13 protein-coding genes and 1 tRNA gene are annotated in these 13,590 nt (G+C 59.0%); 10 read left to right on the top strand and 4 right to left on the bottom strand.

The features are described from left to right. Nucleotides 1-158 precede the first annotated feature (158 nt). From pheS to ACFOMF_RS18025, 5 genes are all read left to right on the top strand, one after another. Entirely contained in the window at nucleotides 159-1,175 is a 1,017-nt protein-coding gene (gene pheS, locus ACFOMF_RS18005; protein WP_386367478.1) for a phenylalanine--tRNA ligase subunit alpha, read from the top strand. A gap of 36 nt (nucleotides 1,176-1,211) precedes the next feature. After that, entirely contained in the window at nucleotides 1,212-3,587 is a 2,376-nt protein-coding gene (gene pheT, locus ACFOMF_RS18010; RefSeq protein WP_386367481.1) for a phenylalanine--tRNA ligase subunit beta, read from the top strand. Between the two features lie 3 nt (nucleotides 3,588-3,590). Next, nucleotides 3,591-3,893, top strand: coding sequence for an integration host factor subunit alpha (gene ihfA, locus ACFOMF_RS18015; RefSeq protein ID WP_386367483.1), 303 nt, complete (start codon nucleotides 3,591-3,593; stop codon nucleotides 3,891-3,893). Further along, on the top strand, nucleotides 3,874-4,230 hold the full coding sequence (locus ACFOMF_RS18020) for a MerR family transcriptional regulator (protein WP_386367486.1): 357 nt from the start codon (nucleotides 3,874-3,876) through the stop codon (nucleotides 4,228-4,230). Before ihfA ends, ACFOMF_RS18020 begins: the two co-directional genes overlap by 20 nt. 72 nt (nucleotides 4,231-4,302) lie before the next feature. Then, nucleotides 4,303-4,379, top strand: a tRNA-Pro gene (locus ACFOMF_RS18025). Between the two features lie 95 nt (nucleotides 4,380-4,474). Here ACFOMF_RS18025 and ACFOMF_RS18030 read toward each other — a convergent pair. Further along, a complete protein-coding gene (locus ACFOMF_RS18030; RefSeq protein WP_386367489.1) occupies nucleotides 4,475-5,674 on the bottom strand; it encodes a tyrosine-type recombinase/integrase in 1,200 nt (399 codons plus the stop codon). A 35-nt stretch (nucleotides 5,675-5,709) separates the two neighbouring features. Between ACFOMF_RS18030 and ACFOMF_RS18035 the strand changes: the two genes are divergently transcribed. Together ACFOMF_RS18035 and ACFOMF_RS18040 are read left to right on the top strand one after the other, a co-directional pair. Next, nucleotides 5,710-5,946, top strand: coding sequence for a hypothetical protein (locus tag ACFOMF_RS18035; RefSeq protein WP_386367490.1), 237 nt, complete (start codon nucleotides 5,710-5,712; stop codon nucleotides 5,944-5,946). A gap of 291 nt (nucleotides 5,947-6,237) precedes the next feature. Beyond that, on the top strand, nucleotides 6,238-7,443 hold the full coding sequence (locus tag ACFOMF_RS18040; RefSeq protein WP_386367493.1) for a hypothetical protein: 1,206 nt from the start codon (nucleotides 6,238-6,240) through the stop codon (nucleotides 7,441-7,443). Between the two features lie 133 nt (nucleotides 7,444-7,576). On the opposite strand, the gene ACFOMF_RS18045 is transcribed toward ACFOMF_RS18040, so the two are convergent. Continuing rightward, complete coding sequence (locus tag ACFOMF_RS18045; protein WP_386367496.1) at nucleotides 7,577-9,076, bottom strand: Fic family protein; 1,500 nt, start codon at nucleotides 9,074-9,076, stop codon at nucleotides 7,577-7,579. 216 nt (nucleotides 9,077-9,292) lie between these two features. Beyond that, nucleotides 9,293-9,514, bottom strand: a complete 222-nt coding sequence (locus ACFOMF_RS18050; RefSeq protein ID WP_386367499.1) for a DUF2274 domain-containing protein — start codon at nucleotides 9,512-9,514, stop codon at nucleotides 9,293-9,295. A gap of 156 nt (nucleotides 9,515-9,670) precedes the next feature. On the opposite strand from ACFOMF_RS18050, the gene ACFOMF_RS18055 reads away from it, so the two are divergent. The 3 genes from ACFOMF_RS18055 (at nucleotide 9,671) to ACFOMF_RS18065 (ending at nucleotide 11,566) form a co-directional block, all read left to right on the top strand. Further along, nucleotides 9,671-10,824 (top strand): IS3 family transposase gene (locus tag ACFOMF_RS18055; RefSeq protein WP_449342994.1). Its coding sequence is split into 2 segments (ribosomal slippage): nucleotides 9,671-9,908 and nucleotides 9,908-10,824, totalling 1,155 coding nucleotides; the frame shifts between segments, so codons are not numbered across the junction. 179 nt (nucleotides 10,825-11,003) lie between these two features. Further along, the gene (locus ACFOMF_RS18060; protein ID WP_386367504.1) at nucleotides 11,004-11,240 is read left to right on the top strand and encodes a type II toxin-antitoxin system ParD family antitoxin; all 237 of its coding nucleotides are present in this window, start codon (nucleotides 11,004-11,006) and stop codon (nucleotides 11,238-11,240) included. Beyond that, entirely contained in the window at nucleotides 11,237-11,566 is a 330-nt protein-coding gene (locus ACFOMF_RS18065; protein ID WP_386367506.1) for a type II toxin-antitoxin system RelE/ParE family toxin, read from the top strand. The genes ACFOMF_RS18060 and ACFOMF_RS18065 overlap by 4 nt, the downstream gene beginning before the upstream one ends. A 900-nt stretch (nucleotides 11,567-12,466) precedes the next feature. On the opposite strand, the gene ACFOMF_RS18070 is transcribed toward ACFOMF_RS18065, so the two are convergent. Continuing rightward, nucleotides 12,467-13,447: an IS5 family transposase gene (locus tag ACFOMF_RS18070; protein ID WP_386367509.1), complete on the bottom strand. Its 981-nt coding sequence runs from the start codon at nucleotides 13,445-13,447 to the stop codon at nucleotides 12,467-12,469. Nucleotides 13,448-13,590 lie beyond the last annotated feature (143 nt).

Raw genomic sequence — 13,590 nt, forward strand, 5'->3', positions numbered from 1 at the left:
CCCTTGGCAGTCACGATTCTTCGGAATCCGTAGCGGCGTTATCGATAGGGGAAGGGCTTTTCGGCCCTTCCCCTATTTCGTATGGGATTAGGGGCTTTTGCGAAACGGCTCGTGAAGACAGCCCATGGCTGTTCTGCAAGACCCTCTGGAGGTTGTACATGGAAAACCTGGATGCATTGGTCTCGCAAGCGCTCGAGGCCGTGCAACAAAGTGAAGATGTCACTGCCCTCGAACAGCTCAGGGTGCAGTATCTCGGCAAGAAAGGCGACCTGACACAGGTGATGAAGAGCCTGGCTGGCCTGCCTGCCGAAGAGCGGCCGAAAGTCGGCGCGCTGATCAATGCGGCCAAGGAGCGTGTCCAGGAAGCGCTCAATGCCCGCAAGGCGAATCTCGAAGCGCTGGCGCTGAACGAGCGCCTCGCGGCGGAAACCATCGACGTCTCGCTGCCTGGTCGCGGCCAGGTGTCCGGCGGCCTGCACCCCGTCACGCGCACGCTTGAGCGGGTCGAGCAGTTCTTCACGCGTATCGGCTATCGCGTCGCCGAGGGTCCTGAAGTCGAGGACGACTATCACAACTTCGAGGCGCTCAACATTCCCGGGCATCATCCTGCACGGGCGATGCACGACACCTTCTACTTCAACGCCAACATGCTGCTGCGTACCCACACTTCGCCGGTACAGGTGCGCACCATGGAGTCCCAGCAGCCGCCGATCCGTATCGTCTGCCCGGGCCGCGTCTATCGCTGCGATTCGGATATCACCCACTCGCCGATGTTCCATCAGGTCGAGGGGTTGCTGATCGATGAAGGGATAAGCTTCGCGGATCTGAAGGGCACCATCGAGCAGTTTCTCCAGGTGTTCTTCGAGAAGGATCTGGGCGTGCGCTTCCGGCCTTCGTTCTTCCCCTTCACCGAGCCTTCGGCCGAAGTCGACATGCAGTGTGTCATGTGCAGCGGAAAGGGCTGCCGGGTCTGCAAGCACACCGGCTGGCTCGAGGTCATGGGCTGCGGGATGGTGCATCCCAACGTGCTGAAGATGTCGGGGATCGACCCGGAGAAATACCAGGGCTTCGCCTTTGGCATGGGCGTGGAGCGGTTGGCCATGCTGCGTTACGGCGTCAACGATTTGCGCCTGTTCTTCGACAACGACCTGCGGTTTCTGGCGCAGTTTCGCTAGTACCGCCACGGCCCAAGAGATTACGAGGAGAGCAGGATGAAGTTCAGTGAACAATGGCTGCGGACCTGGGTGGCTCCGCAGGTTTCGCGCGACGAGCTGGTGGCCCGCTTGTCGATGGTTGGTCTCGAAGTCGATGCCGTGACCCCGGTGGCCGCCGCGTTCGACGGTGTCGTGGTGGGGGAGGTGCTGAGCGTCGAGCAGCACCCGGACGCCGACAAGCTGCGCGTATGCCAGGTCAGCAAGGGCGACGAGACGCTCCAGGTGGTTTGCGGTGCGCCCAATGTGCGCGCCGGATTGAAGGTTCCGTTTGCCACGCTCGGGGCGGTGCTGCCCGGCGACTTCAAGATCAAGAAGGCCAAGCTGCGCGGTGCCGAATCGAACGGCATGCTCTGTTCGGCTTCCGAGCTGGGCATCAGTGACGACAACGACGGGTTGCTCGAGCTTCCGGCCGACGCACCGGTAGGTAACAGCCTGCGCGATTACCTGGGGCTGGACGATGTCGCCATCGAGATCGGCCTCACCCCCAATCGCGGCGACTGCCTGTCAATCGCGGGGCTGGCGCGCGAAGTGGGTGCCATCTACGGTGCGGAGGTGTCGCCGGTAGGCATCGAGCCGGTACAGGCGACCCATGATGCCAGCCTGCCGGTCGAGGTCCTGGCTCCTGCGGCCTGCCCGCGTTATGTCGGGCGCGTGGTACGCAACGTCGATCTGTCCAGGCCGACCCCGCGCTGGATGGTGGAGCGCTTGCGGCGCTCCGATGTCCGCAGCATCGATGCCGTGGTCGACATCACCAACTATGTGATGCTCGAACTGGGTCAGCCGATGCATGCCTTCGACCTGAAGCAGATTCAGGGCGGCATCCGGGTGCGGATGGCCTCGGCGGATGAGAAGCTCGTCCTCCTGGATGGCCTGGAAATCGGTCTGCGTGACGATACCTTGGTGATCGCCGACCATCAGCGGCCGCTGGCCATCGCCGGGGTCATGGGTGGCGAGCACAGCGGTGTCGCCGGGGATACACGCGACCTGTTCCTCGAGAGCGCCTTTTTCGACACCATCGCGCTGGCTGGCAAGGCCCGCTCCTACGGGCTGCACACCGATTCGTCCCATCGCTTCGAGCGCGGCGTCGACGCGCAGCTGGCGGCCACCGCCATGGAGCGCGCCACCGCGCTGCTGCTGGAGATCGCCGGCGGCGAGCCCGGCCCGCTGGTTGAAGTCTGCTCGACCCGCGACCTGCCAGCGGTCGCCCCCATTACCCTGCGCGCAGAGCGGGTGGAGCAGGTCCTCGGGCTGCATATCCCGCCGGCCGATATCGAGCAGATGCTTGGCGCGCTCGGCTTGAGCTGCAGCCTCGGCGAGCAGGGCTGGAGCGTGACGGTGCCGAGCCATCGCTTCGACATTTCGCTGGAAATCGACCTCATCGAAGAACTGGGGCGCCTCTATGGCTACAACCGCCTTCCCGTGCGCTATCCCCGGGCCCGTCTTGCGCCGAGCGTTCGTGCCGAGGCGCAGATCGAGTTACCCGATATCCGCCGGCTGCTGGTGGCCCGTGGCTATCAGGAAGCGATCACCTACAGCTTCATCGATCCCAAGCTGTTCCAGCTGTTTTCGCCGGGTGTCGAGCCGCTGATGCTGGCCAATCCGATCTCATCGGACATGGCCGCCATGCGCGCTTCGCTCTGGCCGGGCCTGATCAAGGCCATGGAGCACAACCTCAACCGCCAGCAGAGCCGTATCCGCCTGTTCGAGAGTGGCCTGCGCTTCGTGGGCAGGCTGGAGTCGCTGCGCCAGGAGCCGATGGTCGCTGGCCTGATTACCGGGCGCAGGTTCCCGGATGGCTGGGCCAACGACAAGGGCAACGTAGATTTCTACGACATCAAGGCCGATGTCGAGGCGCTGCTGGCCGCGGCTGGCGCCGGCGCCTCGTTCAGCTTCGTCAAGGGCGGGCACCCGGCGCTGCATCCCGGCCAGACGGCAAGGATCGAGCGGGCCGGTGAAACGGTCGGCCTGGTCGGTGCGCTGCACCCCGAGCTGGCGGCAAAGTTGGGCATTGATCAGTCTGTCTACCTTTTCGAGCTGTCGTTGGCAGCGATAGAGAAGGGGCTCCTGCCGCGCTTTGCCGAGCTGTCCCGGTTCCCGGAAGTGAATCGCGATCTGGCGGTGGTGGTGGATGAGGGCGTCGAGGGCGAAGCGCTGCTGCAGGTCATTCGCCGTAGCGGTGGCGAGCACCTGATCGGTCTAAAGCTGTTTGATGTGTACCGGGGCAAAGGTGTTGATCCGGCTAGAAAAAGCCTGGCTGTCAGCTTGACCTGGCAGCACCCTTCGCGCACTCTTAATGACGACGAGGTGAACGCCTGCATGCACGAGATCGTCACCTCACTGGAAGAAGGGTTCGGTGCTACGTTAAGGAAATAGCATATGGGGGCTCTGACGAAAGCTGAGATGGCTGAACGTCTTTACGAAGAGCTAGGCCTGAACAAGCGTGAAGCCAAGGAATTGGTCGAGCTGTTTTTCGAGGAGATTCGCCAGGCGCTTGAGCACAATGAGCAGGTCAAGCTCTCGGGCTTCGGTAATTTCGACCTGCGAAACAAGCGCCAGCGGCCCGGCAGAAACCCCAAGACGGGTGAAGAAATCCCGATTACCGCTCGCCGCGTCGTTACCTTCCGCCCAGGCCAGAAGCTCAAAGCCAGAGTAGAGGCCTATGCTGGAAGCAAGTCATAACGACGAGCTCCTGCCGATTCCGGGCAAGCGCTACTTCACCATTGGTGAGGTCAGCGAGCTTTGCGCGGTCAAGCCGCACGTCCTGAGGTACTGGGAACAGGAGTTTCCGCAGCTCAATCCAGTCAAGCGGCGCGGCAATCGCCGGTACTACCAGCGTCAGGATGTGCTGATGATCCGGCAGATCCGCGCGCTGCTGTACGAGCAGGGCTTCACCATCGGCGGTGCCCGTCAGCGCCTCTCGGGAGAGGAGGCGCGGGAAGACAGCACCCAGTATCGGCAGTTGATTCGCCAGATGATCACCGAGCTGGAGGATATTCTCGTCGTCCTGCGCAAGTGAATAGAAAAAGTTTCTCTTTTCAGTCAGTTAGGGTATAGTCTCTCCCGCTTTCAGCCAAGCGGGAAGCATTGTCGGGGCGTAGCGCAGCCTGGTAGCGCACTTGCATGGGGTGCAAGGGGTCGAGTGTTCGAATCACTCCGTCCCGACCAAAAAATCCCTAGAAAATCCAGTCACTTAGCGGTGGCTGGATTTTTTTATGGGCGCTTCACACGTAGAAGCGTAGGGACTTTTGCGGGACTTTTTTTCATCCTGCCATCCTCCTCAAAATTGTCAGGGCCGGCCCACGCGAGTCGGTAGCCGAAATCCTGTTGGCTTCATCTATCAGTTTGCCCAGCTCGGCGGCTGAATAGTGACTGGTGATGCTGCCGTTCTTGTGGCCCAGCAGAGCCTTCCTGTCTTCCTCTGTCACACCAGATGCCCGAAGTCTTCGACCGAAGGTGTGCTTCAGATCGTGAACACGGATCGAAGCAAACCCAGGTGGAGCAGGGCGCATGAAGCGCTCCTGGAACTTCTTCGCTGCTCTGACTCTGGCTTTCTTCCATGCCGAATCGTTCATCCGGTGAACTGGAGTGGCCTTGCCGTTTCGATCGGGTTGTCCGTAAGGAAATACCCAAACCGGATCAAGCCCACGCTGTCCCTCGATGACCGACTTGGCTACGTTGTTGAGCACAACGAGGCGCTCGTCGCCGTTCTTGACCCCGGAGCTCTCATGTCGGCCACCAAAATCCGCCGGTATGAGAAAGACGCTGGTGTTGAGCTCAGGAATCGGTATTTCCCAATCCCAGCGAAGCTTCACGACCTCCTGCTCGCGTGAGCCGCTGTTGACCTTGTACAGGGCCATGCGGCGCAAATGATCCGGCAATTCCGCGAAGAGAATCGACTGCTCTTCCCAGGACATCGGATAGGGCATGCGTCTGGTTTTCTTCTCTTCCAGCTTGGTGATCATTGGCACTACGTCGAGCCAGGGACGCTTCTGCTCATCACGCCATTTTCGGGCGCACAGGTTCAGGATGCGTATGACGCGCTCTAGGGCGATGTTCACCGTGCGGTGTGAGACGCCAGGTTTCAACTTGCCATCGCGGGTTCTGGTGCTCTTGAGTCGATCCCTTATGTAGGGAGCCAGGGTCTCGTCGTCGACATGAGTCAGAGGCTGGTCGCCAATATACGGGTCCAACTGCTCCAGATAGATGGCTGTGAGGCCTATCGACGGCTGATCCTTGTACTCGGTCAGGTAACGCGTAGCGGCTTCCCGCCAGGTTCTGATCGTGCGGACGCCGTAGATCTTCTGTTCCCGGAGCTTTTCCAGCTTGTGTATCAGGTACTGCTCTGCCTCCTTCCTATCGCTTGATCCAGTGCTTTCCTGAATTCGCTGACCTCTGAAGACCTTGTCGATGTGCCAGGTCCCGTTCCTTTTGTAGAGGCCGCTAATGGTTTTTCGCGCCATGGTTTTTCTCCTTGGCGCTCGCTGCGGGAGTGATCATGTCCCTTGGCACCTTCCTTTTCAATGATGGCCCGGTCGATGTAGGCGTCTGCCCAGGCATCCAGCTCTTCGCGATCAAAGCCGATGCCTTGCACGCCAACGCGAAATTCCCGCACGTAAGGCCGGACGGTTTTGTTGAACTCTGTGCGGCACATGCCGAGGTAGGCGGGGGCCGCACTGGCTCGCAGGATTCGGGATGGGCAGGTGATCAAGCGTGCGGCTATCTGCTCAGATGATGCGGGCATGAATATCGCCTCCTTATCGACCCTGATCCGTTCTGCAGATGCTGTCCCCTGCTCGCCGGGCGAACAACGTGGTGGAGGGAGCTACGGAGGGTTTGGTACAACAACCTTTTTGGTTCGGTTTGACCTGATAGATCGTGGCGTATGGCCAGCCGTTGGCTGGTCGGCGATATCAGGCTTGAGGATTGATACGTGTCTTCCGAAGAGGTAGCCCAGCAACCTGGTTCCAGCCCTGGTGGCCCAGTCAGTCGTGAGGAGATGTACGCAGAGGTGTGGCGGCGTCCCATGACCAAGATCGCGGATCACCATCGTGTTTCTTCCAGCTTCTTGGCGCGCGTGTGTACCCGCATGAATGTCCCGCGGCCGCCGCGTGGGCACTGGGTAAAGCTGGAGAATGGAATACCGAGTCCTCAGCCACCGCTGCCTGAGGCTGGGCCTGGTGATCTTCAGGTCTGGCGCAGGGGAGATGCTCTTGGTGCTGTTCCTCGACCGGTACCGAAGGCACCTGCACCGCGCAAAATCAAACCCGAACAGCTCCGCATATCGCGATCAAGGCAGCACCCTGTTGTCGCGGGGGCGTATGAGGTCTTTGAGCAGGGACGCGTCATCGACCAGGGGTTCCTCAAGCCCGGGAGACAGCGTCTGGTGGATGTCGTGGTGACCAAGCCTCAGCTTGAGCCTGCCCTGAAACTGGCGAATCAGCTGTTTCTCAAGCTGGAGGCTGCTGGCCATAGCGTGATGTTTGCACCGAGTGACCGAACCTATGCCCGGGCCTCGTTTGATGAGCATGAGCACCCACCCAAGAAGCCAAGGCACCGGCATCCGGCGTTGTGGTCACCCTCCAAGCCCACAGTGGTCTTCATCGGGACGGTTGCCATCGGGCTGACGTTGTTTGAGATGACTGAGGAACTGGAAGCTCGGAATATCGATGGTGAGTACATCCCTACCTCTAAGATTTCGTCGCAGCAACTGCGCCGCTTGAGCTCTGCTTGGAACTGGACGACCCGAATGGACTTCGCGACCGGCCGTCTATGCATAAGGGCTTTCTCTCCATACCCAGGTGCGGATTGGTCTCAAAGTTGGAAGGAGGTCAAGCAAAGCCAGCTGCGTGGCCAGTTGGATGACATCGTTCAGCAGCTCACAGACGCCGCGCCTGTAATTGCTCGATTGATAGAAGAGGCCGAGGAGCAGGCCAGGATTCGGCAGCAGGAGTGGAGGGAGCAGTTACGCCGGCTCGAGGAGAGAGAACGGATTCGACGTCAAAACGAGGCAAGGGAGCAGGCGAGAGCTGATTTGCTGAGCGCCATCAAACAGTGGGATGACATCAAGCGGATCCAGGCCTTTTTCAGTGATGCTGAGAGCTCCGTATCGAATCTGCCCGAAGCCGAGCGGTGTGTTGCTATGGACAAGCTCGCCCAAGCGCGTGAGCTTGTTGGCGAGCTGGATCCGCTACAGGCGTTGCTGGAATGGAAGGGGCCTCGGGAGCGCTGAGACTGATTCTGTCTGGGTTTACGAAATTCGGAAAATGCTCACTGATGGTGAGCATTTTTTATATTTCTTAAACCTGTTGCCTGCTCTGAATGCATTGGTTTGTCCAGCTCGCCTAAACGATAAAAAGATGCGGCTATTGACGTTTTTCTTGAGCCGCGTGTTGCTCGCTAAGAACCTGCTGGGCAGTCTGTTCTATGTAGTCGAAGACTTCAGGGGGTACCCTGTACTGGTATTGTTTACGACGGTGCTTCGAAACAAAGCCATCATTGGTTAGGCACATCATCACCAGATTCGCCAAGTCGCTGCCGCGGATGTCGAATCGTTCATCCACAGCCCTGTAGACGGCGTCGTAGCACTCCAGAAAAGCGGCTTCTTCCCGGAGTTCGACCTCCAGGGCGTGCTGAGCCATTTCCATGGTGAAGATGACGCAGGCAGTTGCGTCCCAGTAGCGGTAGATCGCGGCATCCCCCTGGAAGTCGAAAGCCAACTTGCCAAAGTCGATCCACTGCACATCCCAGAAATCCCGGGCTGGGCGGGAGAATCCCTGCAGGGCCTCCAGATACAGGCGCTCCTCACGTTTCATTGCCACCGACACTGGCAGTAGCAGGCCATTCTCCAAGGCGCCTGCGCGGCAAAGTGCCTGGTGGATCAGGAATCGGGATAGGCGTCCGTTTCCATCCATAAACGGGTGGAGGAATACGAAACCAAAGGAAATGATTCCAGCTGCTACCAGCGGGTCGATCTGGGTGGGGGCCTCATTCGCAAACTGCATGAGGTGCTCCATCAGTTCGCGGCACAGCTCTGGTGGTGGGGGAACGTAAGTCACCCCGGCAGCCCCTTGAAGGGCTCCTGCGAGGTGGTTTTGTTCATGCCTGAATGCCGCAGCTAGATCATAAGGGTTCGATACCGTGGCGTTCTGCAGAGCTACCAGATAGTCCTCGGTCAGCGGCTGGCGTTCGTGTGCCTGGCGTAGCAGGTGAATGAATCGCCGCGACTTGTCCTCGTTCGGCGCTTCGCGTTCTATAGCGAACGAATCCTTGGTTTCATGCAAATAGGCCCAGTTGATCGCCCGATCCATCATGACCGGAGGCAGGGACTCCATGAAGGCTTTCGCCCGGCCAAGTATGTCGTGTTCCTGAAGTTCGATCAGCCTGGCGGTTCTTTCCACGGTGGCGCAGTAGCCCACGTCGCCAAGGCCGTTGAATTCCACCCGCCACCGGGAGTTTCTTGTTCCCGGGCGGGTCACGTAGCGCTTGGGATCGAAGAGCGGCACGAAAGCCCCCCGAACCGGAGCATGCTGAGGAACCTCCTCGCCGGTGAATGCTTCTCTCAGATAGCACGCCTTGCGAATGTAGATGCCGTTGGGCGCCTCCTGCAGGGCATTCTCCAGGGCTGCGACTGGTATCTTGGGGAGAGCCTGAGCCAGAATGGCAAGATTGACCCCCTCATGCTTCAGCGCAAAGAGGACATGGCCGAGCAAGTCATCAGCAGCCGGTGCGATGGCAGATGGTACAGCCAAGGTCTGGCCTATCTTCTTCAAACGAGTGACAGGCTGCACAATCGCTGGCAGATGCAAGGGGAATGCGGACAGCTGCATGGCTTCGCGTAGCCAAGCGTAACCGACTAGGTGCATGTCAAAAATTCCTTTGGCTTGGCTCTGGCCCCCAGATTTTCTTGAGTGCGACAAGAAAATCTTCATTTTTTTCGATTCTACTGATTTTTTCTTAATTCACGCAGGCCAATTTCGTTCGAGTGCCTTTGGGGCGAAGGTCCGCGCTCACGTTTGTTACCAGCCTCTTCGGAGGCAAGGGCATAACAGGCGGCCAGCCAGGGTAAACCGATTCGGTTGTCAGCTCGTTGTACCAAGTCTCCTGAACACCCGATCCCTCGCCATGAAGGCCTCTAGCATGTGCGGAACGAGCGTCAGGGCGTCGACCTCTTCACCGTAGGTCTGTGAGTGCAGCGCCGCGTAGCGCTCGAGGTCGGCCTTCAGGCTGGCCGGGCAGGTGAAAGTCAGCTTCAGGCTCTCGGTTTTTGGCAGTGGGCCGAGACGCAGTTTGGTCGTGCTCATTGCAGGCTCCCTTGTTGAGCTGTGACGGGTTGGTAGGGGCGCAGCACCAGAACTCGGTTGACGATCACGCGCAGGGGCAGGTCAGGGCGCTGGGGGGTTCTACTCCGTTAGCACGGACACTTTCGAGTAAGCTCATGCCGAGCTGAAGGAGTGTTCATGAAGCGCAAGAAATACAGCCCCGAGTTCAAGCGGGAAGCCATCGAGTTGGTTCGTCGTTCAGGGGCGAGCTGTCGACAGGTGGCCCTGGAGATTGGTGTGGCTCCGAACCTGCTCACACGCTGGGTTCGAGAAGCACAGCCAGGCACAGAAAGGGCCTTTCCCGGAACAGGTAGTCCGCGAGATGAGGAGCTGGCCCGCCTCAAGCGTGAGTTGGCCCGGGTGACTAAGGAACGTGATTTTTTAAGAGACGCGGCAGCGTACTTTGCCAGGGAGTCATCGAGCGGTACACGGTGATCCAGCGCTGCCGCAACGAGTACCCGGTACGTCTGATGTGCCGTTGCCTGAAGGTTTCTGCCAGTGGCTATTACGCCTGGCAGGATCGTGATCCAAGCCCGCGAACTCAAGAGAATGCACGTCTGGTCAGGCGCATTCGTGAGATTCATGAGGACAGCCGTGGCGTGATCGGCGCACCGCGCATGCATGAGGATTTGCTCGACGAGGCCGAAATCGTCAGCTTGAACCGCGTTGCTCGCCTGATGGCGGCTGAGCGAATTCAAGGCTGGCCACGCCGTAAGAGGCGTGGTTTTGGACGAGTCGCCAGTGGCCGTCCAGCAGGCGTGAAAAACCTGCTGGAGCGCGATTTCACCGCGCAGGAGCCGGAGCGCAAGTGGGTCACGGACATCACGGAAATAGCCACACTGGACGGCAAGCTTTTCCTATGTGTGGTGCTCGACTTGTACAGCAAGCTGGTGATCGGTTGGTCGATGCATCACCGCCAGGATCGGCAGATGGTGATTCGAGCAGTGGAGATGGCGATTTGGCAGCGCCAGGGTGACTGGTCAGTAATCCTGCATTCGGATCGCGGTAGCCAATTCACCAGCACCGACTACCAGCGCTTTCTGAATCGCAACACGCTGGTCTGCAGCATGAGTGCCGTCGGGCATTGCGGCGACAACGCAGCCTGTGAAGGCTTCTTCGGTCAGCTCAAACGGGAGCGCGTTGTCCATCAGTCGTATCGAACTCGTGATGAAGCACGGGCGGATTTATTCGACTACATCGAGCGGTTTCATAACCCACGAATGCGTCGTAGAGTCGCCAGGCAAGATCTGAAGTTTTCAGCCCTTTTCAAACCGTCCGTGGAAATGGGGTAGAACCCCCGCTGTACTGTCGCCATTCTTGGCATGGCCGTGCACTGTCTGCACGGTTTGCAGGGGTGTTGCGGCCAAGCCCCATCACTCGTTTGTCGCAAGTCGGCATAGTGGTTTCGATACTGGTGAGGTAGGGCTAGGGGTGTATACTTTGGCAAATTTTGTCAAAGGCGGACAGAGCCATGAGCACCATGAACATCTCCCTGCCGGACGCCCTCAAGACCTTCGTCGATGACCAGGTCAGCCAGCGAGGCTACAGCACCAGTAGCGAATATGTACGGGAGCTGATTCGTAAGGATCAGGATCGGCAGCACCTGCGTGGTCTGCTACTGGCCGGGGCTGAGTCGGCTCCCACTGCTCCTGTGGATGGCGACTACTTCGAATCCCTGCGCGCCAAGGTTCGTAAGGCTCGAGGATGAAGGCCAAGCCAGTCATTCCGCGAGCCCTTGCCAGCCAGGATGTAGAGGACGCTGTCGGCTATTACCTGGGTGAGCAGGCCGAGCAGGCTGCGCTCGATTTCATCGATGCCCTGGAAAACGCGTATACCCACATCAGCCGCCATCCGGCCTCGGGTATGCCTCGGTACGCCCATGAGCTGGATTTACCAGGGGTGCTCTACTGGCCGCTGAAACGCTATCCCTATCTGGTGTTCTACGTTGAACGCGATGACCATGTCGACGTATGGCGCGTATTACATGGCATGCGGGACATTCCTGAGTGGCTGGTTGAAAGCGCCTCCCATTAGATCCGTCGCGGTTGGGTTATGAGTGAGGAAACTGAACTCTCCGCAGCCCCAACATTTCAATATTCCTGAAGCTGCAGCGCTTGGCAGGCAATACGTCCCGGATATCTGACCGAATGCAGGTGAAAGCCTCGCGTGAGCAATCGATGGGCACGTGAAGATACGCTCGGTAAGCGCTCCATAAACCCCGCCTACAATGTTCCCCGGCGGCAGGGATGCTGAGCTCCCGTTTTCACTGGAGTTCACTGCCATGATGCGTCCCGACGCTAAGGTCCAGGAGGTCGACCTGTATAGGTTCTGACACCGCGCTTCGTGGCCTGAGCCGGTGTAATCCGGCGCCATGAAATTTGGGCGCCGACAACCTTCCCGACGATCCCGTCCTGCTCAGCTCTGATTCTGCAGTTGCAGGAAGAGAACGCAAACTGTTCTTACCCAAATCCGGGCGTAGTCCCGAGGATGCCGATTCCTCAGTGGCCATGTTCAACGAGGCCGAGGAACTGATCGAAGCCGCACCTGAAGCGTTTGCAGAAGAAACCCGGGGGAAGACGACTCCCCCGGCCAAGTGCCGCGGCAAGCGCAAGCCGTTGTCATTTAGGGTGAATCATATGGGGTCTCTTTAGTCACTAAGAGTGACTTAATTTTCTATTTAATAAACTGGCAGCGTTTGCATGTGGTTTGTCTAGACTGGATTTTAGTCATTACCAGTGATCAAACTCCCAGCATCAAGGCCAACGCCTCTTCCTGGAGGTGCAGACCTCGGGATGGTCTGAAGTAGCCCTGTATCTCCAGCAGATTTCCGCTCTGCCGATTTAAAAGCGGCGACTCGACCAAAAACGATCAGATAACCCGCCCATTTCGGTGTTTCTGGCCGCCGAGAGCACCTCGCGGAGGCCATTTCCCACCTTACAGGCGCACCTCTCCTGCATTCGTCAGCAAATGTCGGCGAGCCATCCACAGATTCGACAGCGCGAACAGCGTCACCAGTTGCGCCGTGTTCTTCACCAGTCCGCGAAAACGCACCTTGGTGTAACCAAACTGGCGCTTGATTACCCGGAAGGGGTGCTCGACCTTGGCCCGCACCTGCGCCTTGGCCTTTTCGACCTTGCGCTTGGCTTTGTACAGTGCGCTGCGCTTACTCAGCTTCTTATATGTACTGCGGCGGGCAGCGATCTGCCAGATCATCTCCCGGCCTTCATGTTCTGGGCGTTTCTCTACGCCGGTGTAACCCGCGTCGGCACCGACCATGTTTTCCTCGCCGTGCAGCAGTTTGTCGACCTGGGTAACGTCAGCAACGTTGGCCGCCGTACCCACCACGCTGTGCACCAGGCCCGACTCGTCGTCCACACCGATATGTGCCTTCATACCGAAGTAATACTGGTTGCCCTTCTTGGCCTGGTGCATTTCCGGATCGCGTTTGCCGTCCTTGTTCTTGGTCGAACACGGCGCATTGATCAGCGTGGCATCGACGATGGTACCTTGGCGCAGCGACAAACCACGGTCACCCAAGTAGCCATTGATCACTGCCAGGATGCCAGCAGCCAGCTCGTGTTTCTCCAGCAAACGACGGAAGTTGAGGATGGTGGTCTCGTCAGGGATGCGCTCCAGATTCAACCCCGCAAACTGGCGCAGGATAGTGGTCTCGTACAGGGCTTCCTCCATCGCCGGGTCGCTGTAGCCGAACCAGTTTTGCATCAGATGGACACGCAGCATCGCCATCAGCGGATAGGCCGGTCGGCCGCCTTCACCCTTGGGGTAATGCGGCTCGATCAAGGCAATCAAACCCTTCCACGGCACCACCCGATCCATTTCGATCAGGAACAACTCTTTGCGGGTCTGTTTGCGCTTGCCGGCGTACTCGGCGTCAGCGAAGGTCAGCTGCTTCATCGGAACTCGGGCGTGGTGAGAGTCTGGGCATTTTGCCAAATCAGGAAGTCTTCTTCAGAGTTTCCCTCGGCGGCGGAGGGCACTCGCAAGATGGCAGCGGCGCTGTCCCGGCAGCCCCCATGACCTGTTTGACCTGGGGCAAT

The organism is Stutzerimonas tarimensis, assembly GCF_042648805.1.
Classification (GTDB): domain Bacteria; phylum Pseudomonadota; class Gammaproteobacteria; order Pseudomonadales; family Pseudomonadaceae; genus Azomonas; species Azomonas tarimensis.

Excerpts from the sequence above, each read along its gene's own strand:
- pheS (WP_386367478.1), top strand. The coding sequence starts at position 159 with ATGGAAAACCTGGATGCATTGGTCTCGCAAGCGCTCGAGGCCGTGCAA.
- pheT (WP_386367481.1), top strand. The coding sequence starts at position 1,212 with ATGAAGTTCAGTGAACAATGGCTGCGGACCTGGGTGGCTCCGCAGGTT.
- ihfA (WP_386367483.1), top strand. The coding sequence starts at position 3,591 with ATGGGGGCTCTGACGAAAGCTGAGATGGCTGAACGTCTTTACGAAGAG.
- ACFOMF_RS18020 (WP_386367486.1), top strand. The coding sequence starts at position 3,874 with ATGCTGGAAGCAAGTCATAACGACGAGCTCCTGCCGATTCCGGGCAAG.
- ACFOMF_RS18030 (WP_386367489.1), bottom strand. The coding sequence starts at position 5,674 with ATGGCGCGAAAAACCATTAGCGGCCTCTACAAAAGGAACGGGACCTGG.
- ACFOMF_RS18035 (WP_386367490.1), top strand. The coding sequence starts at position 5,710 with ATGTCCCTTGGCACCTTCCTTTTCAATGATGGCCCGGTCGATGTAGGC.
- ACFOMF_RS18040 (WP_386367493.1), top strand. The coding sequence starts at position 6,238 with ATGACCAAGATCGCGGATCACCATCGTGTTTCTTCCAGCTTCTTGGCG.
- ACFOMF_RS18045 (WP_386367496.1), bottom strand. The coding sequence starts at position 9,076 with ATGCACCTAGTCGGTTACGCTTGGCTACGCGAAGCCATGCAGCTGTCC.
- ACFOMF_RS18050 (WP_386367499.1), bottom strand. The coding sequence starts at position 9,514 with ATGAGCACGACCAAACTGCGTCTCGGCCCACTGCCAAAAACCGAGAGC.
- ACFOMF_RS18060 (WP_386367504.1), top strand. The coding sequence starts at position 11,004 with ATGAGCACCATGAACATCTCCCTGCCGGACGCCCTCAAGACCTTCGTC.
- ACFOMF_RS18065 (WP_386367506.1), top strand. The coding sequence starts at position 11,237 with ATGAAGGCCAAGCCAGTCATTCCGCGAGCCCTTGCCAGCCAGGATGTA.
- ACFOMF_RS18070 (WP_386367509.1), bottom strand. The coding sequence starts at position 13,447 with ATGAAGCAGCTGACCTTCGCTGACGCCGAGTACGCCGGCAAGCGCAAA.